This is a genomic window from Luteimonas galliterrae, assembly GCF_023374055.1.
Lineage (GTDB): Bacteria > Pseudomonadota > Gammaproteobacteria > Xanthomonadales > Xanthomonadaceae > Luteimonas_C > Luteimonas_C galliterrae.
In genome coordinates this window covers 745745-768320 of record NZ_JAMBEP010000001.1, presented here as the reverse complement: position 1 = coordinate 768320, position 22576 = coordinate 745745, and the positions used below count along the sequence as shown (strand labels likewise).

Sequence of the window (22576 nt, the reverse complement as noted above, 5' to 3'; positions counted from 1 at the left end):
CCGATGAGAGCCCTCCTATCCATCACGCTGACCGCGCTTGCGCTGGCCTTCCTGCCGTCGCCGGCGCAGGCGGCGGACTCGAAAGGCCCGATGACCGATGCGGAAGCCGCGACGCTGGCGCAGCGCGTCAAAGCCGAAACCCAGCACGCCTGGCAGGGCTACAAGCGCTACGCCTGGGGCCACGACGACCTGAAGCCCCTCAGCAAGGGCGCGCGCGACTGGTACGAGCAATCCTTGCTGATGTCGCCGGTGGACGCGTTGGACACGCTGATCCTGATGGGCTTGGACGCAGAAGCCAAGGAAGCGCGCGAATTGATCATCGCCAAGCTGTCCTTCGACCGCGACCTGTACGTGCAGAATTTCGAAGTCACCATCCGCCTGCTCGGCGGATTGCTGTCCGCCTACCAGCTGACCGGCGACGAGCGGCTGCTCAAGCTTGCCGAAGACCTGGGCAAGCGCCTGCTGCCCGTGTTCGGTTCCAAGACCGGCCTGCCTTACACGCACGTCAACCTGCGCACGGGCCAGGTGAAAGGAAAAGTGAGCAATCCGGCGGAGACGGGCACGTTGCTGATCGAGTTCGGCAGCCTGAGCAAGCTGACCGGCGACCCGGTCTATTACGAAAAAGCCAAGCGGGCCCTGGTCGAAACCTACAAGCGGCGTTCCAAGATCGGGCTGGTCGGCGCGGCCATCGACGTCGAAACCGGCGATTGGACGCGCAGCGACAGCCATATCGGCGGCGGCATCGATTCGTACTACGAATACCTCTACAAATGCTGGCTGCTGTTCGGCGACGCCGAATGCAAGAAGATGTGGGACGACAGCATCCCGGCCGTGAACCGCTATCTGGCCGACGAAGTGCGCGACGGCGAGCTTTGGTACGGCCGCGCGGACATGAACACCGGCAAGCGCACCACGACGCGTTACGGCGCCTTGGACGCCTTCATGCCGGCGCTGCTCGCTTTGGGCGGCGATCTGCCGCGGGCGCGCCGGCTGCAGGATTCCGGGTTGAAGATGTGGCGGCTGCACGGCATCGAGCCCGAATCGCTCGACTACGTCGCCATGAAAGTCACCTCCGGCAGCTATCACCTGCGCCCGGAAATCGTCGAATCGGCCTATTACCTCCACCACTTCACCGGCGACGCGAAGTACCGCGAGATGGGCCGCGAATTCTTCGAGGATTTCGTGCGCCATTGCCGCACGGAGCATGGCTACGCGGCCTTGAAAGACGTGCGAACGATGGAGAAGGACGATTCGATGGAGAGTTTCCTGTTCGCCGAGACCTTCAAGTACTACTACCTGCTGTTCGCATCGCCGAAGGCGTTGGATTTCGACGGCATCGTTTTCAATACCGAAGCGCATCCGCTGCGCCGCGCGAGCGTTCAGCCCAAACAGTGAGCCGGCAACGCCGCTTCTATCGCCAATACTGGAGGGACCGATGGATTACCGTCTGCTGACCAAGCGGCTCGACATGCCCGCCGACTTTTCCCCGCCGCTCCGCCTGGCCGGCGAAGGGATCGTGGCCACGGCGATCACGCGGGACGACCTCCAGGACGATGTCCGCGGCATCAATGCGAGCCTGGCGCTGATCCGCAGGACGAGAGGTGGAGGATGGCCGGCCGAAGCCGTGACAGAAGACTTCAACTACGTCGACCTGGTCTGGCACGAGCTCGAGTTCCGCGAGCGCGAGTCGTTCACGTATGTCCTGCGGGACGACGAAGGCGGCTATCTCGGCTGCTGCTACCTGTACCCGATGGGACGGCGCACGCAGCTCGACGACGAATTGCTGCGCTACGACGTCGATGTCAGCTGGTGGGTCACGCCGAGCGCTTACGAAGCAGGCTACTACGCCAAGACGTACCGCGCGTTGCGCCAGTGGCTCGCGGACGAATACCCGTTCTGGAAAGCCTACTTCTCGAACCGCGAAATTCCGGACGAGTGAGCGAAGATGTTCAAGCTGATCGATCTGTGTGGCCGACAGGCGCTGAGAATCGGTTGAGCTTGGAAGTGCTGAGATAAATGCGACTCCTATCGCATATCGGAAATTGATCTCGTATCACTGAATTTCGAAAGGCCGCCATTGGCGGCCTTTTTCGTCTTTGAACCCGCATCGCATTCCACAGACGTGGTCGTGGGATGCGATCCGTATCGGGGAGGCGAGCAGGACGCAATGCCTGTAATTTCACTCAGGAAGTACACATGAAGTGTCTATCGGAGCCCCGACGCATCGCATGGGGGCTTTTCACGGCAATGCTTTTGTTGCCGGCATTAGTTTGTGCAGAACAAGCACAAGATTTGCCCAAGGTCACGTCACATGGTGAATGGCCTTATCCAGGGAATACCGTTGGCGAATGGCCGAGCGGACTTTTTGTCAGTGCAAACCGGGATCAACCCGTCATCGATGGCTTCAATCACGGCTCAGATGCCTTCGTCGGCAACCCAGGCGACGTGGCCCAAGGCGCCCAAGACGCCGCCCAAAAAGACTGCGGCCTGGGCAATCCCATCCTCCCGTCCACCGGCAACAAGATCGAACCGGAGACCGACTTCGTCTCCACCGGCGAGATGCCGCTGTTCCTCAAGCGCACCTACAACCGCTACTGGGACCAGAAGGGCCTGTTCGGCTACTACTGGCTGAGCAATTTCGATTTGCGCATCGCCAAGACGCCGGACAACAAGATCATCACCGCCTACCGCAGCGACGGCCGCAAGGTGAAGTACGTCTACAACGCCGTACCCAGTGCGGCCTGGTACGAGAACCAAGGAGCAGCCGGTGTCCAAGATCGTGGCCAGCGGTAGCGGCTACCTCCTGTACGGCGAAGACGACAGCCTGGAGACCTACAATGCCGCCGGGCAGATCACCAGCCTCAAAAACCAGCAAGGCATCGGCATCGCCTTTACGTACGCGGACGGCAAGCTGACCCAGGCCGGCCACACCTCCGGCCGCAAGGTCCTGTTCGGCTGGACCGGCGATCTGTTGACCAGCGTCACCGATCCGGCCGGCAACGTGTTCACCTACAGCTACTGGAATTCGGCGCCGGGCATCCACCAGCTGGTGTTCGTTTCCCAGCCCGGCACGCCGATTACGACGATTACCTATCACTACGAACTGCCGTTCAATCCCGGCGCGCTGACGGGCAAAAGCTATAACGGCGTGCGGTATTCCACCTTCACCTACGACAACTACAACCGCGCCACCAGCAGCGTGCACAGCGGCGGCGCGGACAAGCACACGTTTGTGTACGGTTTTGGCGGTGAGGGCATCCTCAATGTCGAGCACACCAATCCGCTGGGCAAGAAAACCGCGTTCGTATTCAAGCATGGCGAGCTGCAGTCCGAGACCGGTCAAGCCTCTCTGTATTGTCCCGGCGCGACCTACCGCGAGATCACCTACGACGCCAACGGCTACCAGGACAAGGCCACCGACTTCGGCGACGGCATCACCGACACCGACTACAACGCCAAGGGCCAGTTGCTGAAGAAGACTGAAGGCGCGGGCACGCCGTACGCCCGGGTCACGACCTACCAGTGGGATCCGGCCAAGAACCGCATCACCCGCGAGACGGTGACCGGCTACCGACAGACCGATTACATTTACTTCGCCAACGGCCGCCTGAGCCAGGTCAAGACCACCAACCTCAGCGCCAAGGGCGTCGCGGGCCAAGTCCGCACCACCGCCTACAGCTACACCACGCATCCCAATGGCTTGTTGAAAACGTCCACCATGGATGGCCCGCTGCCCGGCGATGGCGATGCGGTCACTCAAGAATACGACGCGCTGGGCAACCTGATCGCGGTGCGCAACAAGCTGAGCCACACGGTGACCTATTCCCAGCACAACGGACTCGGGCTGCCGGGTCGAGTGACGGGGATCAACGGCGCGGTCACCGGCTACACCTACGATGCGCGCGGCAAAGTGCTGGTCGAAGCGCATTTTGTCCTGGGGGTTTGGCACGCAACGAACCACACCTATGACAACCGTGGGCGCCTGATCAAGACGACCGCGCCCGATGGCGTGACCACCACGTACGCCTACGAGACCAATAACCGCCTGGTCACCATCACCCGGCCGGACAAGCACTCGGCCTATGTCAGCCTGGGCAGCGACTTCATCGCCTTCCAGCGCTTCACCTACGACTTGGCCGGGAACCCGACCAAGATCGAAAAAGGCGTCGATTACCTGCCCTTGAACGGCTTCGCGCCCCCCGAAGCGTCCGACGCCGAAGAACCCGGCCTGTGCCACCCGCAGCCTGATTGCGAGATGGACCCGCCCAACCCGCAGCCCACCCGCAAGGTCCTGGTCACCTGGCGCACCTTCATCGACTACGACGAACTGGGCCGGGTCCGCGCCCGCCGCGGCAACGCCGGCCAGAACGTGCGCTACACCTACGATGCCAACGGCAACATCAAAACGATCGTTGATTCGTTGAACAAGACCACCACGCTGGCCTACGACGCGCTGGGCCAGCTGATCCAGTCCACCGATCCCAAAGCCGGTATTACCCAGTTCGCCTATGACCCCGGCGGCCAGCTGATCCAGGTCACCGATCCGCGCAACGCGATCACCCGCTACGACCTGGACGGCTTCGGCCAGTTGTGGAAGCAGACCAGCCCGGATAGCGGCGTCAACTCGTTCGCCTACAACGCGGCCGGGCAACGCACCCAGCTCACCCGCGCGGATGGCACGGTCACGACCTATGCCTATAGCGACACACTCGGCCGCTTGACCGGCATCACCGCGGCCGGGCAAGTGCACGGCTTTACCTACGATGCTTGCACCGGCGGCAAGGGCCTGCTGTGCCGGGTCACCGATCCCTACGGCCAACTGGACTACACCTACTCGCCCCAAGGCTGGCGGCTGTCGCAGTTGCAGAAGATCGGCGCCAGCGGCATCGCCTTCAACCAGACCTTCGCCTACGACGGCCAGGGCCGTTTGACCTGGCACATCCACTCCGGCGGGGTCGCCTTCACGTATGCCTATGCCGACGGCCAGCTGACCGAACTGTGGGCCAAGATCGGCGATACCTGGAAAACGGTGGCCGACCCGCTGACCTACCAACCGTTCGGCCCGGTGGCGGGTTGGAATTACGGCAACGGTCTGGCCCGCGGCACCAACCACGACTTGGACGGACGCACCTTCGGCCTGAGCACCATGAACGCCAACACGGTGCTGCAAAGCCTGACCTACGCGTTCAACGCCAACGATGCGGTCACCAAGATCACCAACGGCGCCAACGCGGCATTGACGCAGACCTACGGCTACGACGAGCTATCGCGGCTGACTTCGGTCACGGCCACCAACGCCAACCAGAGCTTGGGATACGACAAAACCGGCAACCGCACCAGCCACACCTGGGGCGGGCTGGTGGATGGCTACGCCACCGCCCCGGCCAGCAACAAGCTCACCGCGATCACCGGGCCGCGGGCCAAGACGTTTATGCACAACGCCAACGGCCACATCACCTCGGTAGGCGCGACCACTTACACCTACGATGCGTTCAACCGGTTGAGCAGCGCGACCAAGGATGGCATCCAAACCACCTACTGGGTCAACGCGCTGGGCCAGCGGACGTACAAGAGCCAGGGCGCCCCCAAGGCCAAGGGTTTCGTATACGGCCTGGACGGGCAGCTGGCGGCGGAGTACGACTGGAACGGTCCGGGCTGGACCCACTACCTGCGCCTGGGCGGCGAACCGATCGCGATGGTGCGCGGCAACCAGCTGACCTTCCTGCACAACGACCATCTGGGGCGGCCGGAGTTGGCGACCAACGCCGCCAAAGCCCCCGTGTGGCGGGCCAGCAACTATGCGTTCGACCGCACGGTGACGCTGGACAGCATCGGCGGGCTCAATCTCGGGTTCCCGGGGCAGTATTTCGATGCCGAGACGGGGAATTGGTACAACCTCAACCGGACGTTCGTGCCTGGATTGGGGCGCTACTTGGAGACCGATCCGATTGGGTTGGCAGGAGGGATCAACCCGTTTACCTATGTTGCGGGAAATCCGGTCAATGCGATTGACCCGCTTGGGCTCGATACTTTTGTGGTTAATAGGGATTTGTCTGCACTAGGTGATTCGGCCCGTTCAATTGACAATCCGCTTACACATACTTTCATGTTTACCACGAACCCAGATGGCTCTCTTGAGCACACTTACAGCTGGGGTAACGATGCAAACTTGAGAGGATGGAATCTAGATCAAGCGATCGATAGAAAAACTGCTGCAGAAGCCTTGGTTAAGGGGCTTGCTGTCAAGGTTGGAGATGCGAAGCTCGATCCGTATGTGATGAAAGCATTTCGTGAGCTAAATCAATCGAAATACGAACACGGCAATGGGGTCATTACAAATAACTGCAAAACCGAAGTCCAGAATCTTTGGGGGTTGTCGATGCAGATGATGTATGGAATATCGCCATGACACGAAGTACGGCGTTAGCTGTTCTCTTGTGCGCAACCATTTTTGCGGGCACGGCGTTCATCGCATATTGGCTCGTGCTTCCGGCGTTTTTTGGTGGAGCGCGAAGCTATATTCCACTTTTTCTTTTTACAGCTGCATCGTTCTTATCGGGTATCTATTTAACGGTTCGCCGATCGGGAATTGGTGTCAAGTCGGTATTTGTTGGATTAGTTGCTGCGGGGTTTACTTTTGCAGTTTCGATTGCGCTAATCGTTCGTTTCTTAGGTTCCTGATGACCCTGGGCGGATCAGCGAAACGGTGGTCAGAGTGCGTTTTTCAGAAAGACAATCTGATCTCGTTTTTTAGAGGTTGGCGATGAGCACCGCAGTTAAGGTCATAGCAATTTTATTCATTGCGTCTTGTCTGTTGTGGTCTGACGCCGGCTCATCGATGCGGACTGGTCCTCCAAACCATGGACCAAAAAAGGGGCGGAGTAATTATCTGTTTGAATTCGGTGTTTTCTACAACCTATGATTCTGTCAGCTGATGCCACCTGATGAAGCCGATTCGAACGGATAATTACTCCGTCCCCTTTATCTGCGGTCGTGAGCTCTAGGCATTAGGCGTTCCCGACGGATTATGTGCCCCCCCCCCCCCCCCCGCAAGCTCTTAGGCCGAGAAGGCTGGAATGAACTCTAGGCGAAAAGGAGACGGAGTAATTATCTGTTTGAATTCCAGAAAAGGGGGCGGAGTAATTATCTGTTTGAATTCGGTGTTTTCTACAACCTATGACTCTGTCAGCTGATGCCACCTGATGAAGCCGATTCAAACGGATAATTACTCCGTCCCCTTTATCTCGCCCAGCAACAAGCTCACCGCCATTACCGGGCCGCGGGCCAAGACGTTTATGCACAACGCCAACGGCCACATCACCTCGGTAGGCGCGACCACTTACACCTACGATGCGTTCAACCGGTTGAGCAGCGCGACCAAGGATGGCATCCAAACCACCTACTGGGTCAACGCGCTGGGCCAGCGGACGTACAAGAGCCAGGGCGCCCCCAAGGCCAAGGGCTTCGTATACGGCCTGGACGGGCAGCTGGCGGCGGAGTACGACTGGAACGGTCCGGGTTGGACCCATTACCTGCGCCTGGGCGGCGAGCCGATCGCGATGGTGCGCGGCAGCCAGCTGACCTTCCTGCACAACGACCATCTGGGGCGGCCGGAGTTGGCGACCAACGCCGCCAAAGCCCCCGTGTGGCGGGCCAGCAACTATGCGTTCGACCGCACGGTGACGCTGGACAGCATCGGCGGGCTCAATCTCGGGTTCCCGGGGCAGTATTTCGATGCGGAGACGGGGAATTGGTACAACCTCAACCGGACGTTCGTGCCTGGATTGGGGCGCTATCTGGAGACCGATCCGATTGGGTTGGCGGGTGGGTTGAATACGTATGCCTATGTCGGAGGGAATCCGGTTAACTTCGTTGATCCGCTTGGATTGGTGTGTATCTCGAATCGTGCCAAGAGCGCGATTTCAGGTGCAGCTGGTGCTGGGGCAGGTGCTGCTGTTACGACGAAGAATCCCTGGGCAACTGCAATTATGACGGTGGTGGGTGGCATTAGTGGTTATGCACTAGGTGATGCGGGCGGAAGCGCCGCAACCGGGGGCGTAGCGGCCGGTTTTTCTCCTGGAGGCGGGAAGTTCAGCCCCAGAGCAGCTGCAATTGGCGCGGCTACCGGCGGGCTTGCAGGAGCGGAATCATCTGCACTGGTAGCTGGGTCTATGGGGGCTATCGAAGGAGCAGCAAATGCACCGCGGGCAATCAACCCGACGGGTTGGAATGCAGTTGCAGGCCCTGCGCTACGTGGCGTGGCTGGTGGGGCCGTAGGCTATGGTGCAAGCGAACTGGCTGAAAGCGCTGTGGATGCTTTCAATTCGCGCTTTGGAGACTGTAGCTGTGAAAAGTAGAAGAGAAATTCGTTGGTTGCGGATAGCCGGAATTCTGCTGCTCTTTGCTTTAGTTGCGTTTGGCTGTCGATTTATTCTCGATGAAGTGACCGCGGCCTTTCCAGAGTATTCCGTTGCTGTCAATGTGGTACTGATGATTTTGTTTGCAGTCTTGCTGGCTTTTTTAGTCATGCCGTTACTAGTCAAAGAATTAGGTTTTCAAATCGTTGGAAAGCAAACTCATCCTCCTCAGAAAGAGAGTCCAGCAGATGGGCATGATGATCGCGGTAATCAGGGCTGATGAGATCGGGCGTTGAACGTATATGCCTACGTCTCGGCCAATCCGGCAAATCGAATTGATCCAGCAGGTTTGGATGACGTAAGTGCAATCTTGTATGGGTCTGGCGTGGTAGACAGAATGCCAGAGCGAAAAGCAAACATGAGAGCGCCGGACTATGTGAGAGTTCAAGCCAGTCTCTATGTCTTTAGTGCCGCCAGAACGCTTTCACGCAGCGGCAACATGTATGTCTCAGGAGGAGTTGGGCGCGCATACCCAACCCCAAAATTCAAGTTGCAAGCCTCGCTATCAGTGGGCTGGTTGAATCAGTGCGAAGAACCATCGGGGTCAGACGTTGATGATTTTCTTAGTGGCTACGGCATGGCTGGAGCTGCGGGTTACGATGGCATTGGCGGGGGAGTTTCCTGGTCACCTGGCAACGGTACCGCGACGGAGGCGGGCGTTGGCGTGGGCGGCGGGGCATCTCCTGGAGAGGTCGCATATCCAGATGGCAGTCTTGGCGGAGGATGGTGATGAATTTTTTATCAAAAGTAATCGTCATTGCATTCATCATCGTTTGTTTTTGGATAGTTAGCCTCCGATTGGCAAAAACAGATTGGTCTTCGAAACCATCGATCGAGCAATTAAAGGTAATTCACAATGGAGTAGGAGTTCCGTTAGGCGGAAAAAAAATTTCCGAGATACAAGTTTCAAAGATTACTTTCTTCGGATACAAATCACGAATTATTTCTAATTCAAGTATTCGAGTATTGATTGATGAGTACTCGAAAATTGCGGAGAAGAAAAAATGGACCATCAAGACTAAGCAAGAACGAGAAGGTCACTATCGCGTAATTTACTGTGACGATTCATTTGCTCACGACATTGAAATGAATTCCAACCACTCCGAACAGAATGTTATTACGACTGGAACTTATTGGTCATCCGATCCGGGCGATTCGAGATATTGTCGGTGATGTCAGGAAAGCAATTATCGAGGCGCTAAAATGCACGAGGAACATGCGTCAGAGTACGTTTTTCAGAAAGACACTCTGACCCTATTTTTAAGCTCACCGCCATCAGCGGACCGCGCGCCAAGGCCTTCATGCACAACGCCAACGGCAACATCACCTCGGTCGGCGGCACCGCTTACACCTACGATGCGTTCAACCGGTTGAGCCAGGCCTCCAAGGACGGCGTAGGCACGGTGTATTGGGTCAATGCCCTGGGCCAGCGTACCTACAAGAGCCAAGGCGCACCGAAGGCGAAGGGGTTCATGTACGGCCTGGACGGTCAACCAGAAAAGGGGACGGAGTAATTATCTGTTTGAATTCGGTGTTTTCTACAACCTATGATTCTGTCAGCTGATGACACCTGATGAAGCCGATTCAAACGGATAATTACTCCGTCCCCTTTATCTGCCGCGGCTTCACCTACGATGCTTGCACCGGCGGCAAGGGCCTGCTGTGCCGGGTCACCGATCCCTACGGCCAACTGGACTACACCTACTCGCCCCAAGGCTGGCGGCTGTCGCAGTTGCAGAAGATCGGCGCCAGCGGCATCGCCTTCAACCAGACCTTCGCCTACGACGGCCAGGGCCGTTTGACCTGGCACATCCACTCCGGCGGGGTCGCCTTCACGTATGCCTATGCCGACGGCCAGCTGACCGAACTGTGGGCCAAGATCGGCGATACCTGGAAAACGGTGGCCGACCCGCTGACCTACCAACCGTTCGGCCCGGTGGCGGGTTGGAATTACGGCAACGGTCTGGCCCGCGGCACCAACCACGACTTGGACGGACGCACCTTCGGCCTGAGCACCAAGAACGCCAACACCGTGCTGCAGAGCCTGACTTATGCGTTCAACGCCAACGATGCGGTCACCAAGATCACCAACGGCGCCAACGCGGCATTGACGCAGACCTACGGCTACGACGAGCTATCGCGGCTGACTTCGGTCACGGCCACCAACGCCAACCAGAGCTTGGGATACGACAAAACCGGCAACCGCACCAGCCACACCTGGGGCGGGCTGGTGGATGGCTACGCCACCGCCCCGGCCAGCAACAAGCTCACCGCGATCATCGGGCCGCGCGCCAAGACGTTTATGCACAATGCCAACGGCCACATCACCTCGGTAGGCGCGACCACTTACACCTACGATGCGTTCAACCGGTTGAGCAGCGCGACCAAGGATGGCATCCAAACCACCTACTGGGTCAACGCGCTGGGCCAGCGGACGTACAAGAGCCAGGGCGCCCCCAAGGCCAAGGGCTTCGTATACGGCCTGGACGGGCAGCTGGCGGCGGAGTACGACTGGAACGGCCCGGGTTGGACCCATTACCTGCGCCTGGGCGGCGAACCGATCGCGATGGTGCGCGGCAACCAGCTGACCTTCCTGCACAACGACCATCTGGGCCGGCCGGAGTTGGCGACCAACGCCGCCAAAGCGCCCGTGTGGCGGGCCAGCAACTACGCGTTCGACCGCACGGTGACGCTCGACAGCATCGGCGGGCTCAACCTCGGGTTCCCGGGGCAGTACTACGATGCGGAGACCGGGAATTGGCATAACGGATTCCGGGACTACAACAAGAGCATCGGGCGGTACTTGCAGACCGATCCGATTGGGTTGGCAGGAGGGTTGAATACGTATGCCTATGTTGGGGGGAATCCGATTAATGCGTATGACCCCTTTGGCTTGTTGTGTATTAGTAAGAATGCAAAAAATGCGGCTTCCGGTGCCACAGGTGCCATGGTTTCGATGGGATTCGCTGCGCGAGGGAATCCTTGGGCGATAGCCGGTGCAGGAATAGTGGGGGGAGGCGTTGGTTACTTCGCCGGACCCACGGCGTCGTCAGCGCTTACGGGAGGTTTGAGCGCAGTTGCCGCAGGGCCGCGAAATTTTGTGACCTTTGCGATAGGTGCTGCGGCCGGAGGGCTTACTGAAGCTTCGGGAGGCCAGCCGATAGCCGGTGGTGCCATAGGCGCGATTGAAGGCGTCCTGAACTCCCCGGTTACATCAGCGGCTCGAGCGACAACCTATGGTGCGACGCTCGGGCCAGCAATAAAGGGGGGATTGATTGGTAGTGCGGCGGCCTCAGCAAGTAAGATTGTTGAGAAAGGAATTGATGCTGCAAACGCTCGCTGGGGAGATTGCACCTGTGAAGGAGAATAAATGGTCTCTGGCGGTCAGAATAGGCCTTGGTTTACTGCTTGCCATTCTTACAGGGCAGATCAACAAGTATTTAGCGCACATAGCACCGGGCTCTATAAACACTATAAAAATAGCCACGGCGTTATTACTGGCAGCTGCACTCTATGTTTTGGTTTTGAGGCCACTGCTTGAGTATGCTGATGCCCAACGGAAAGCAAAGCGCGATAAATAATTCTTCTGACCCCCTTGGCTTTAGGCAAAAAAGGGGACGGAGTAATTATCTGTTTGAATTCGGTGTTTTCTACAGCCTATGACTCTGTCAGCTGATGCCACCTGATGAAAGCCGATTCAAACGGATAATTACTCCGTCCCCTTTATCTGCCCTCGCTTGGACAGACGCCTCTAGATATTCCATGGGATCAGAAAGCTGACTACATTCAAGCATCCATATCGCTCTATTTTTTCTCGGGAAATTTGACATTGAGCAGGAGCGGAAATCTTTACGGATCGATGGGGATTTCGCGAGGATATCCAAATCCAGTTCGAGGGCTTGGGGCGTCGGTAAACGCTGGCCATTTGACGAAGGAATGTCCAGATCGCGATCAGCAAGCTGCAGCCGCGGACAAGCAAATAACAGGGCTGTCATATTCTGCAACGGCTCATGCCGTATTTGGCGGAGGCTATGAATACTCACCGGGCACAGGTGGTGCAGTGCTATTTGGATTTGGTGCTGGCGTTGACGTGTCGCCTGGCACCGTAGGTGGCTCAAATCCTCTAATGCAGACTGGGCTGGATTGGTGATGAAAGTTTGGATAAACGTACTAGGCGCGATGTTGATCGCGGCGATTGGTTTTTTAACGTTGAGAAGTATGCAGAGCGGGTCAAATAAGCCAAGGCCAAGCAACGAATCGCTCAGACAAGATTTGCTAATAGCAGCGTCGAGCTCGGATCAATTCCAGATAGGAAGAATTGATTTTTTGGATAAAACCATATTGGTTTCCGCAAGTACAACAGTCATTTCATCAGATCGAGTAGCCGAAGAAAAAATTGGCGTAAATCTGGCAAGACATGGTTGGAGGCAGATGGAAACTCCGCTTGTGAGAACTTACATTCATTGCAAGGAACCAGTTGTCATAAAAATAGTTGGGCCGACTGCTTTATCAGAAAATTCCTTCAGGTACTACCTGGAAGCCAGTTGGGGAAATTTTGCTTCCTACTGTAAACGAAGGTCATAGCAAAGAAACGGGATAAGTGAGGCCCTGGGAACTTGCAGGCTGAGGCGGTCTCAAGCTGCGAATGGGCTACGACACTAGGTTGATAGAGGCAGCTCAGTTCGCGACTCTGCTTTTGTTCTTATAGAAACTAAGGAGTGCTTCGTGTCTTTACGCATGATTGTATTCGCCGGTCTGCTGGTGTTGATATCCACAAACGTGAGTGCTCAGTCAGAAGAGATGGCAAAGCAAGCAATGAAAGCTTATGAGGAAAAAGATTACGCTGCATGCGCGAACTTATTTCTAGATTCGTTCAATGCGACAAGCCAATTTTTCAAGGACGATCAGGCCATGCAGGTTGATCACTACAACGCGGCCTGTTGCTTAGCCCTGGCGGGTCGTGAGACGGAAGCCATGTCGTATCTAGAGAAAGCTATCAACAACCCGTACTTCTGGGACTTAAAACACCTCAAGGAAGACCCAGATCTGATCGGACTCCACGACACGGCCCCGTGGTCTGCCGTATTGGCAAAGGCGGAAAGCAATATGGCGACCCGTCAACCAATGACGGGAGCAAGCTTGGACATCGAATGGGCACGCAAACATATGCCAAAGGTACCTCGGGAGGTTTCACGGGCCCGTGGGCACGGCATGGTGCTTCTTGTCGTAACTGTAGATTCGAATGGCCTGCCGAAGAAGATATTGATTGGGCAATCGAGTGGTGACGATTTACTGGACGGTGCTGCCGCTGAGGCGGCGAAAAGATGGCGCTATTATCCGTGGGTTACAAAAAACGGCATTAAATTCTCGGGCTTGGTCCGTATTCCCGTTAATTTCACCCTAGATCGAAAATTCATGATCGAATTTCGACATTAGCAAGTTGGCATAGGATGAGTTGAGCGAAGCGATACTCAACATGCCATCTAGCTGAAAGTTCAGGTTGTCCACACAACAAATGTATCGGGGGATGCGATTTCCAATGATGATGAAGCAAGGAGTTTCGTCATGCCAGAAATCCTCCTCCGCTATGTCGAAGGCGCCGGCGTAGCTCTGTATCGACACGAGGCCAGCCAAGCCGCTGAGCTGCTTGCGCCTCGACGCGATTTATACGATTACAGCGGCGGCTTCAGTTGGGGCTACGGCGGCCCCGGTCCGGTCAACTTGAGCCATGCCATTGTCGGCAAGGTGTTCGAGTTCGATGGTTTCCGCAAAAGCATATGCAGGAAGCACGCCCGTATTCTGCTGCACGAGGTCATCGTCAAACTGAAGCCGGAATGCGAGTACGACCTCCCGGTCGAGGCCTTGAAGGAGCTGTTGACGCAGTGACAGGTACTTTGGCGGTCGTTCGTTTAAACGCCTCTGCCATCTCTTTTTTTCGAATGAAAGCTGGGATAAAAATCCCGCTTTCAAGAACGTCTCGCTGCTTCGTGAACTCAGAAGGCCGCCGTCGACGGCCTTCTGCGTCCTTCGGTGCGGTAGGTCGGGATGAAACCCCAAGATCACGTGCTGGAACGCCTACTTCTCGAACCGCGAAATCCCGGACGAGTAGGCGCCGGACAAGAAAAAGGCCGGAACTCCGTGCGGAATTTCCGGCCTGTCTCGGTCCTGATCGGACCGGCTAATGGTGGAGGTGGGGGGAATCGAACCCCCGTCCGAAGGCACTCCATCCCCGGCACTACATGCTTAGCGCGCCGTTAGTTCTCGTACCTGGGCAACACGGCGCGCAAAGCACACCCAGGCACACACCCGCTAAGGTTGAACCGCGGTTGGCGGGTCGCCGCCGCGATCGATTCCGTGATAATGACCCTACATCCACGAGCACGGACACAAGTGGGTTCGGGGCTTACGCCTTAAGCGGCGAGAGCGTAGTTGTCGTCGTTGGCAACTAGAGTTTTGCAGCTGGATTAACGAGGAAAGCTACCCCCTCGGCATGCGCCAGGCGATTTCGCGACCCCCGTCGAAGCCAGTGCACCCCCGGGATGTCGTTGTTGCTGACCTGTGCAGTATAGGGCGTGCCGGCCCGGTCTCAAGGGCGTTCGCGCCCAGGCACAGGACGCGTTCATCGGCGCCATGGCCGGCTATGCTGGCGCCATGAGCGCCCAGGCCCGTCCCCCCGCATCGGCTCCACCGCCCGGCGAATACGGCAGGCATGTGCCGGTGACGCCTTTCCGGGGCTATTTGCTGGCGCTGGCGGTGCTGCTCGGTTCGGTGGCGTCGGTGATCCTGTTCTGGCGCAACGCCTACGAGCGGGAAATGAGCGCGGCGCAGGCGGATTTCGTTTCCGCCACGCAGCAGATGGCCGCGCTGGTCCAGCAGCGGATGATCAACTACGAGTTGGCGCTGGGCGGCGGCGCCGCGCTGTTCGCCAGCGTGCGGCCGACGCCGCAGCAGTGGCAGTCCTTCGTCGATGGCCTGGATACGCGCGAACGTTTTCCCGGCCTGCTGGGCATGGGCTTCGCGCCGTACGTGACGCCGGACGGACTGCGCCAGTTGCAGATCGAAAGCCACGACGCCGGTTATGGGCTGTTCCGCATACGGCCGCCGGGCGTCCGCGCCAACTACGGGCCGATCCTGTACCTGGCGCCGATGACGCTGGAGAACCGCGGCGTGATCGGTTACGACATGTTTTCCGAGCCCGTGCGGCGCACGGCCATGATCGCAGCGCGCGACAGCGGCAAGCCGCGACTGTCCGGACCGGTGAAGCTGTTGCAGGACGATTTCGCCGGGAGCCGGCAGACGGGCCTTCTGCTGTACTCGCCGATCTTCCGCCTCGGCGACACGCCCCGGAGCCTGGATGCGCGGCGGGAATCGTTGCAGGGCTGGGTCTATATCCCGTTTCATATGCCGGCGCTGGTGCAGACGGCGTTGCCGTACCGCGATCGTTACGAAGGCATCCAACTGCAGATCTACGACGACACGGGGCCGAAGGCGGAACTGTTGTACACCGACGCCGAATTCGGCAAATCGGACGAAGCCGCTTTCTCGCGCAGCGTGCAATCGGAAGCGTACGGGCGGCGCTGGCGCATGGACTTCCGTTCGGGCCCTGCGGAAGCGATCAGTCCGGGCCTGGCCGGGTTGCGCACGCTGTTGCTGGTCGGACTGCTGTCGTCGCTGCTGCTGTTTTGGCTGGCGATGCTGTTGGCGCGGACCGAGAACCGTGCCCGCCAGATCGCCACGCAATTGACCGAGGACTATCGGCGCAGCGAACAGCGCTTCCGCATGGCGATGGTGTATTCGGCGATCGGCAAGGCGCTGCTGGACCACGAAGGGCGCGTGGTCGAAGCCAATCCCGCCTTGTGCGACATCGTCGGGCGCGACCCCGAGCGACTGGCGGGCGTGCCTTTCTCGTCCCTGTTCGACGACGCCACCGATCCGATCCGCACGACCGAGATGGAAGCGGTAGCGGAGGGCGTGTATCGGACCACGCGTCGGCTGCACCGCAACGACGAGCTACGTTATGTGCAGCTCACTTACGCGCCGGTGCCAGGCAACGTGGGGCAGGACATCGCCCGCCTGGTGCAGGTGGAGGACGTCAGCGAGCGGCTGCACGCCGAAGCGCAGGTGCGCGCCCTGAACCGCACGCTGGAGACCCGCGTCGCCCAGCGCACGCGCGAGCTGAGCGCCGCCAACAACGAGCTGGAGTCGTTCGCATACAGCATTTCGCACGATCTGCGCACGCCGTTGCGGTCGATCGAAGGCTTCAGCCGCCTGCTCGCCGAACGCTATCAGCAGCAGCTTGACGGAGCGGGCCGCGACTATCTGGCGCGGATCCGCAACGCCACCTCGCGGATGAGCGAGCTGATCGAAGCCTTGCTGAAGATGTCCCGCCTCAGCCGCAGCCAACTCAATCCGTTGCCGTTGGATCTGAGCCAACTGGCGGCCGAAGTGGTCGCCGAATTGCGCAGCGCCGAGCCGGGTCGCGAAGTCGAGGTGGCGATCGCGCCCGGTTTGCAGGCCGTCGGCGACCCGGCACTGGTGCGCAATCTGTTGATGAACCTGTTGGGCAATGCCTGGAAGTTCACCCGCGATTGCGACCGGCCGCGGATCGAATTCTTCCGGGAGACGCGGGGTGTCGCGGACGAACCGGTTTTCGTAGTGCGCGACAACGGCGCCGGTTTCGAAGCGGATTACGTCGGAAAATTGTTCCGCCCGTTCCAGCGCCTGCATAGCCAGGAGCAGTTCAGCGGACACGGCATCGGACTGGCCTCGGTCAGGCGGATCGTGGAACGCCACGGCGGCACGATCCAGGCCGACGGCAAGCCGGGCGAGGGCGCGACATTCAAATTCACGTTGCCTGGCGAGGGCGCCTGATTTTGTAGACGCGTGCTTTTGTAGGAGCGGCCTTAGCCGCGAGCTTTTCGAGCGGCGACGCGCTTGGAGAAAGAGCTCGCGGCTAAAGCCGCTCCTACAAAAAGCCGATCTACAAGGAGAGGACGGTTCAGGCGTCTTTGTTGTGGCGTCGCATCAGACGCTGCTTGTCGCGCGCCCAATCGCGGTCCTTGGCGGCTTCGCGCTTGTCGTGCGACTGCTTGCCCTTGGCCAGGGCCAATTCCGCCTTCACCTTGTTGCCTTTCCAATACAGGGCGGTCGGCACCAAGGTATAGCCGTCGCGCTGCACGCGGCCGATCAACTCGTCGATCTCGCGCTTGTGCAGCAGCAGTTTGCGGGTGCGGTGGGCGTCGGCCACGACGTGGGTCGAAGCGGAGATCAACGGCGTCATTTGCGCCCCGATCAGGAACAATTCGCCCTTGAGGATCATCGCGTAGGCTTCGACGATATTGGCGCGGCCGGCGCGGATCGCCTTCAGCTCCCAGCCCTGCAGCGCCAGGCCGGCTTCGAAGCGCTGCTCCAAGTGGTAGTCGTGGCGCGCGCGCTTGTTCAGCGCGATCGTCCCGCCGCCGTTTGCCTTATCCTTGCCGGCCTTCTTGTTGGAAGTCTTGCTCATCGTGTCCATTGTCCCCGATGGGGGCCTGGCGCGCTAATTTCCCGCCATGCCTACCATCCATCGCTCCGCCCTGGTCGAACATTCCGCCGCCCGCATGTTCGCGCTGGTCAACGATATCGGCGCCTACCCGCGGCGCTTCGACTGGTGCGAATCGGCCCAGGTGCTGGAAGCCGGCGAGAGCCGCGTGGTGGCGCGGCTGGATCTGAAGCTGGGCAGCTTCCGCACCTGGTTCGTCACCGAGAACTCGCTGGCGCCGCCGCACCATATCGACATGAAGCTGCGCGAAGGGCCGTTCAAGGCACTCGGCGGGCGCTGGGAATTCCATGCGCTCGACGAGTCGGCCTGCAAAGTGACGCTGACGTTGTCGTTCGAGGCGGCGTCCAAGCTGCTGGCGCCAGCGGTGGCGCTGGGCCTGCAAGGCCTGGCCGACCGCATGGTCGACGATTTCGTCCGCACCGCGGACCGCGGCTGAACTATGAAGATCGAAGTAGTGCTGGCCTGGCCGCGGCGCGCCGAATCGGCGACGCTGCAATTGCCGACCGGTGCCACCGTGGCCGATGCCGTCGCCGCCGCGGGCTGGAGCGATATCGCAGGGATCGACGGCTATGCGGTCTTCGGCCAGCGCGTGCGGGCCGATACGGTGTTGGGCGAGGGCGACCGGGTGGAATTGCTGCGGCCGTTGCAGGCCGACCCCAAAGAGGCGCGGCGTCGCCGCGCGCGCAAGGCTTGAGCGCGCCGAACGATCAGCGGCCGCCCTTTTTCTTGTCGTCCCTCTTCAGGTTGTAGCCGAATTGCTTGGGCGCCAGGATCGCCAGTTGTTCGTCCTGCTCGGGGAAGTATTCGCCTTCCCATTTGGTCAAGGTGTCGTTCTCGAAATGCAGGGTGAGATTCTTGACCTCGGTCTTGCCGACGCGGCCGGTGCGCTGGGTGGTGGTGTAATCCCAGCGGTCGTGGTGGAAGGGGTCGGCGATCGACGGCGAACCGAGCAGCGCTGCGACCTGCTGCTTGCCCATGCCGGGCTGCAACTGGTCCACCGCGCTCTTTTCCAGCAGGTTGCCCTGGTAGATCGGCTGCCGGTAGACGATGCCGCAGCCGGCGGTGAGGGCGGCGATGAGGACGAGGAGGACGGCTTGGCTCGGCTTGCGCATTCAGGGTTCGCGGCTGGGGCGGATTGCGGCGATAATACACCGAAGCCACGCGGCCCCGCCCGCGCCCGCCAACGCGTTCATCCTTGGTTATCGCGCACGGAGTGCTGATGGAATCGCAAGATCTACGCAAGGTCGGCCTGAAGGTCACCCACCCCCGGATGCGCATCCTGGAGCTGCTGGAGCAGTCCAAGCCGCGGCACATGACGGCAGAAGACATCTACCGGCACCTGCTGGAAGAGGGCGAGGAGATCGGCCTGGCCACGGTCTACCGCGTGCTGACCCAGTTCGAAGCGGCCGGCCTGGTCCTGAAGCACAACTTCGAGGGCGGGCATGCGGTTTACGAGCTCGACCGCGGCGGCCACCACGACCACATGGTGGACATCGATACCGGCAAGATCATCGAGTTCGAGAGCGTCGAGATCGAGAAGCTGCAGCACGAAATCGCCGCCCGGCACGGTTATCTGCTGGAAGAGCATTCGCTCGTGCTGTACGTCCGCAAGAAACGCTGAGCCTCACTGCGCGCTTTTCGTGGGAGCGGCTTCAGCCGCGAGCTCTTGTTTTCCGATCGCCGCGCATGAAAAAAGCTCGCGGCTGAAGCCGCTCCCACAAAAGCCAAGCGGACGCTCAATCGACGTTGCTGAGAAGACGCTTGGCCGCGGCGCGCGCTTCCTTGCTCACTTCCACGCCGCCCAGCATCCGCGCCAGCTCTTCGGCACGCTGCTTGGCATCGAGTTTTTCCACCGCGCTCTGGGTCACGCCATCGCTGGCGGCCTTGCTGACGCGGTAATGCGCATGCCCTTGCGCCGCCACCTGGGGCAGGTGGGTCACGCATAGGGCCTGGCGCTTTTCGCCGAGTGCGCGCAGCTTTTGGCCGACGATTTCGGCCACCGCGCCGCCGATGCCCGAATCCACCTCGTCGAACACCATCGTCGGCACCAGATCGCCGCCCAATGCGGCCACTTCGATCGCCAGCGAAATGCGCGACAACTCGCCGCCGGACGCGACCTTGCGCAACGGCCGCGGGGGCTGGCCCGCATTGGCCGAAACTAGGAATTCCACGCGCTCGGCGCCGTTGGCATCGGGACGCTCGGCCGCGTTCGGCTCCAACGCCACTTCGAATTTGCCGCCGCCCATGCCCAGCTCGCCGATCAGGGCGGTGGTGGATTTGGACAGCGCTTTGGCCGTCTTGGTACGGGCCTCGGTGAGTTTGGCGGCAGCAGCTTGCCACTGCTTGCGGGCGGCGGCGATCTCGCCGTCGAGTGCTGTCACGCGCTGGCCGGCGCTGCGCAGCAATTCCAGCTCCGCCGCGAGCGCATCTCGCTGCGCCGCAAGCTGCTCGGGCGCGACGCGGTGTTTGCGGGCGAGATCGTGGATGCGGCCCAGGCGGCGTTCCATGTCTTCGAACTGTGCCGGATCCAGGTCCAGGTCTTCGCGGACGCGTTCGATCAGCGCGATCGCCTCGTCGAGCTGGATCGATGCGGCGTCGAGCAGGGCATCGATGTCGGCCAGCCGCGGCTCGTGTTCGACCACCCGCATCAGTTCGCTGCGGGTCTGTTGCAGTTGCCGCGTCATCGATGGCGCGTCCTCGCCGGCCAGGCGCGCGAAGGCGCCGTCGCAGGCCGCGATCAGCGCGGCTGCATGCGCGTGCCGGCGATGCGTGGCGCCGAGTTCGGCGATGGCATCCGGCTCCAGCGCTTCGCGCTGCAATTCTGCGAACTGGTGCTCCAGGTAGGCGATGCGCTCGGAGACGTCGCCCTGTTTCGATAACGCCTCGCGCTCGCGCAGCAAGGCGTTCCAGTGCGCGGCCACGGTTTCGACCGCAGTCAATGCCGCCTCGTGTCCGCCGAAACCGTCGAGCAGGGCCAGCTGGCTGGCCTTAGACAGCAACGCCTGGTGTTCGTGCTGGCCGTGGATTTCGACCAGCAGGCCCGCCAGTTCGCCCAACTGCGCCAGCGTGGCCGGGCGGCCGTTGATCCAGGCCTTGGAACCGCCGTCGGCGCGTAGGGTGCGGCGCAGCTGGCAGTCGTCGCCTTCGTCCAGTTCCTGTTCGCGCAGCCAATCGCGGGCGGGCATGGCATCGCTCAGGTCGAATTGCGCGCTGAGTTCGGCGCGCTCGGCGCCGTGCCTGACCATGCCGCTGTCGGCGCGCAGCCCGGACAGGAAGCCGAGCGCATCGACGAGCAGCGACTTGCCGGCGCCGGTTTCGCCCGAGATCACGGTCAAGCCCGCGCCGAACTCGAGTTCGGCGGTCCGGACGACGGCGAAGTCCTTGATCGTCAGTAGCGTCAGCATGGATGCAATTGTGCCGTGCGGCCCGCCAGCCTGCCATGCGCGGGTCGCGGAACTTGCGACAGGGCCGCAATCCACGAGCGACGCTTGCGCGCACCGCCGGTCCGGCTTATACCGCCCACGTGGCCAGACCTTCCGACGACTCGTCCCTAGACCCGCGCGCGCGCCAGCTGCTGCGCACGCTGATCGCGCGCTACATCCGCGACGGCGAGCCGGTCGGTTCGCAGACCCTGGCGCGCCACGCCGGTCTGGACGTCAGCCCGGCGACGATCCGCAACATCCTGGCCGACCTGGAAGACACCGGCCTGCTCAGCGCGCCGCACGCTTCCGCCGGGCGCATACCCACCGCCCAGGGCTACCGCGTCTTCGTCGACAGCCTGCTGCAGGTCAAACCGCTGGCCGAAGGCGAACTGTCGCGGCTGCGCAGCGAACTGCCGGCGGGGGCGGGCACCCAGAACCTGCTCGGCAACGCTTCCGAGCTGCTGTCGGCGATGACCCATTTCGTCGGCGTGGTCAGCGTGCCGCAGCGCGAGCAGTTTGCGTTCAAGCACATCGACTTCGTCCCGCTGGACGGCCAACGCGTACTGGCGATCCTAGTGTTCGCCGACAACGACGTGCAGAACCGCATCCTGCAGACGCGCCGCGTCTACGGCCCGGCCGAGCTGGAGCGCGTCGCCAATTACCTCAACCATCATTTCGCCGGACGGCCGCTGGCCGACATCCGCGCCACGCTGCTGCACGAAATGCGCAGCGCCCGCAGCGAGATGGAGAGCCTGCTGGCGCAAACCGTGGAACTGGCCGAACAGGCCCTGGCGCCCGGCGCCGAAGACATGCTGCTGGCCGGCCAGACACGGCTGATCGGCGTGCAGGACCTGGCGGACCTGGACCGCCTGCGCGAGTTGTTCGAAGCCTTCGCCCGCAAGCGCGAGATCCTGCAATTGCTGGAGCGCACGGTGCACGCGCCCGGCGTGCGCATCTTCATCGGCGAGGAGACCGGCCTGGCGCCGCTGGACGGCGTGTCGCTGGTGACCGCGCCGTATGCCGCCGGCGGCCGCGTGCTGGGCGTGCTGGGCGTGATCGGGCCGACCCGGATGGCCTACGACCGAGTCATTCCGGTCGTGCAGGCGGCGGCCGACGCGCTGGGTTCCGCCTTGAATCCCGGGGCCCAGCCCTCATAGGTTGTCGGGTAGGGCGGCAGGACGACCGCCCGGAACCTG

At 60.6% G+C, this 22576-nt stretch carries 20 protein-coding genes and 1 other RNA gene; 16 read left to right on the top strand and 5 right to left on the bottom strand.

Features of this window, described 5'->3' with window-relative positions; genetic code table 11:
* Positions 1 to 3 precede the first annotated feature (3 nt).
* The 9 genes from M2650_RS03495 (at position 4) to M2650_RS03455 (ending at position 11787) form a co-directional block, all read left to right on the top strand.
* Entirely contained in the window at positions 4 to 1395 is a 1392-nt protein-coding gene (locus tag M2650_RS03495) for a glycoside hydrolase family 47 protein (RefSeq protein ID WP_249471231.1), read from the top strand.
* A 40-nt stretch (positions 1396 to 1435) separates the two neighbouring features.
* Complete coding sequence (locus tag M2650_RS03490) at positions 1436 to 1939, top strand: hypothetical protein (RefSeq protein ID WP_249471228.1); 504 nt, start codon at positions 1436 to 1438, stop codon at positions 1937 to 1939.
* Between the two features lie 506 nt (positions 1940 to 2445).
* Positions 2446 to 2793: a DUF6531 domain-containing protein gene (locus M2650_RS16500; protein ID WP_249471225.1), complete on the top strand. Its 348-nt coding sequence runs from the start codon at positions 2446 to 2448 to the stop codon at positions 2791 to 2793.
* The gene (locus tag M2650_RS03480; protein WP_249471222.1) at positions 2768 to 6409 is read left to right on the top strand and encodes an RHS repeat-associated core domain-containing protein; all 3642 of its coding nucleotides are present in this window, start codon (positions 2768 to 2770) and stop codon (positions 6407 to 6409) included. The genes M2650_RS16500 and M2650_RS03480 overlap by 26 nt, the downstream gene beginning before the upstream one ends.
* On the top strand, positions 6406 to 6681 hold the full coding sequence (locus tag M2650_RS03475) for a hypothetical protein (protein ID WP_249471219.1): 276 nt from the start codon (positions 6406 to 6408) through the stop codon (positions 6679 to 6681). Before M2650_RS03480 ends, M2650_RS03475 begins: the two co-directional genes overlap by 4 nt.
* A 521-nt stretch (positions 6682 to 7202) precedes the next feature.
* A complete protein-coding gene (locus M2650_RS03470; protein WP_249471216.1) occupies positions 7203 to 8357 on the top strand; it encodes an RHS repeat domain-containing protein in 1155 nt (384 codons plus the stop codon).
* Positions 8314 to 8637, top strand: coding sequence for a hypothetical protein (locus tag M2650_RS03465; RefSeq protein WP_249471214.1), 324 nt, complete (start codon positions 8314 to 8316; stop codon positions 8635 to 8637). The genes M2650_RS03470 and M2650_RS03465 overlap by 44 nt, the downstream gene beginning before the upstream one ends.
* A gap of 1081 nt (positions 8638 to 9718) precedes the next feature.
* Entirely contained in the window at positions 9719 to 9931 is a 213-nt protein-coding gene (locus tag M2650_RS03460) for a hypothetical protein (protein ID WP_249471213.1), read from the top strand.
* Between the two features lie 59 nt (positions 9932 to 9990).
* Positions 9991 to 11787, top strand: a complete 1797-nt coding sequence (locus tag M2650_RS03455; RefSeq protein ID WP_249471211.1) for an RHS repeat-associated core domain-containing protein — start codon at positions 9991 to 9993, stop codon at positions 11785 to 11787.
* Between the two features lie 298 nt (positions 11788 to 12085).
* Here the strand turns inward: M2650_RS03455 and M2650_RS03450 are convergent, their stop codons facing one another.
* Positions 12086 to 12412: a hypothetical protein gene (locus M2650_RS03450; RefSeq protein ID WP_249471209.1), complete on the bottom strand. Its 327-nt coding sequence runs from the start codon at positions 12410 to 12412 to the stop codon at positions 12086 to 12088.
* A gap of 730 nt (positions 12413 to 13142) precedes the next feature.
* Here M2650_RS03450 and M2650_RS16495 point away from each other — a divergent pair.
* Both M2650_RS16495 and M2650_RS03440 read left to right on the top strand, forming a co-directional pair.
* Positions 13143 to 13853, top strand: coding sequence for an energy transducer TonB (locus tag M2650_RS16495; RefSeq protein WP_249471206.1), 711 nt, complete (start codon positions 13143 to 13145; stop codon positions 13851 to 13853).
* Positions 13854 to 13982: 129 nt separating this feature from the next.
* Positions 13983 to 14303, top strand: coding sequence for a DUF6166 domain-containing protein (locus M2650_RS03440; RefSeq protein ID WP_249471203.1), 321 nt, complete (start codon positions 13983 to 13985; stop codon positions 14301 to 14303).
* Between the two features lie 296 nt (positions 14304 to 14599).
* Here the strand turns inward: M2650_RS03440 and ssrA are convergent.
* Positions 14600 to 14953: a transfer-messenger RNA gene (gene ssrA, locus M2650_RS03435) on the bottom strand.
* Between the two features lie 115 nt (positions 14954 to 15068).
* Here ssrA and M2650_RS03430 point away from each other — a divergent pair.
* Positions 15069 to 17288 carry a CHASE domain-containing protein gene (locus tag M2650_RS03430; protein WP_249471201.1) on the top strand — a complete coding sequence of 740 codons (2220 nt, stop codon included), beginning with the start codon at positions 15069 to 15071 and terminating at the stop codon, positions 17286 to 17288.
* 127 nt (positions 17289 to 17415) lie between these two features.
* On the opposite strand, the gene smpB is transcribed toward M2650_RS03430, so the two are convergent.
* Complete coding sequence (smpB, locus tag M2650_RS03425) at positions 17416 to 17922, bottom strand: SsrA-binding protein SmpB (protein ID WP_249471198.1); 507 nt, start codon at positions 17920 to 17922, stop codon at positions 17416 to 17418.
* 46 nt (positions 17923 to 17968) lie between these two features.
* Between smpB and M2650_RS03420 the strand changes: the two genes are divergently transcribed.
* Together M2650_RS03420 and M2650_RS03415 are read left to right on the top strand one after the other, a co-directional pair.
* Positions 17969 to 18394, top strand: coding sequence for a type II toxin-antitoxin system RatA family toxin (locus tag M2650_RS03420; RefSeq protein WP_249471195.1), 426 nt, complete (start codon positions 17969 to 17971; stop codon positions 18392 to 18394).
* 3 nt (positions 18395 to 18397) lie between these two features.
* The gene (locus M2650_RS03415) at positions 18398 to 18652 is read left to right on the top strand and encodes an RnfH family protein (protein ID WP_249471192.1); all 255 of its coding nucleotides are present in this window, start codon (positions 18398 to 18400) and stop codon (positions 18650 to 18652) included.
* A 13-nt stretch (positions 18653 to 18665) separates the two neighbouring features.
* Here the strand turns inward: M2650_RS03415 and M2650_RS03410 are convergent, their stop codons facing one another.
* Complete coding sequence (locus M2650_RS03410; RefSeq protein ID WP_249471189.1) at positions 18666 to 19070, bottom strand: outer membrane protein assembly factor BamE; 405 nt, start codon at positions 19068 to 19070, stop codon at positions 18666 to 18668.
* Positions 19071 to 19177: 107 nt separating this feature from the next.
* On the opposite strand from M2650_RS03410, the gene fur reads away from it, so the two are divergent.
* On the top strand, positions 19178 to 19579 hold the full coding sequence (gene fur, locus M2650_RS03405) for a ferric iron uptake transcriptional regulator (RefSeq protein WP_249471186.1): 402 nt from the start codon (positions 19178 to 19180) through the stop codon (positions 19577 to 19579).
* A gap of 115 nt (positions 19580 to 19694) precedes the next feature.
* Here the strand turns inward: fur and recN are convergent, their stop codons facing one another.
* Positions 19695 to 21362, bottom strand: coding sequence for a DNA repair protein RecN (gene recN, locus M2650_RS03400; protein WP_249471184.1), 1668 nt, complete (start codon positions 21360 to 21362; stop codon positions 19695 to 19697).
* 119 nt (positions 21363 to 21481) lie between these two features.
* Between recN and hrcA the strand changes: the two genes are divergently transcribed.
* Positions 21482 to 22537 (top strand): heat-inducible transcriptional repressor HrcA, encoded by a 1056-nt coding sequence (gene hrcA, locus M2650_RS03395; RefSeq protein ID WP_249471182.1) that lies wholly within the window; start codon positions 21482 to 21484, stop codon positions 22535 to 22537.
* The last annotated feature ends 39 nt before the right edge of the window (positions 22538 to 22576 follow it).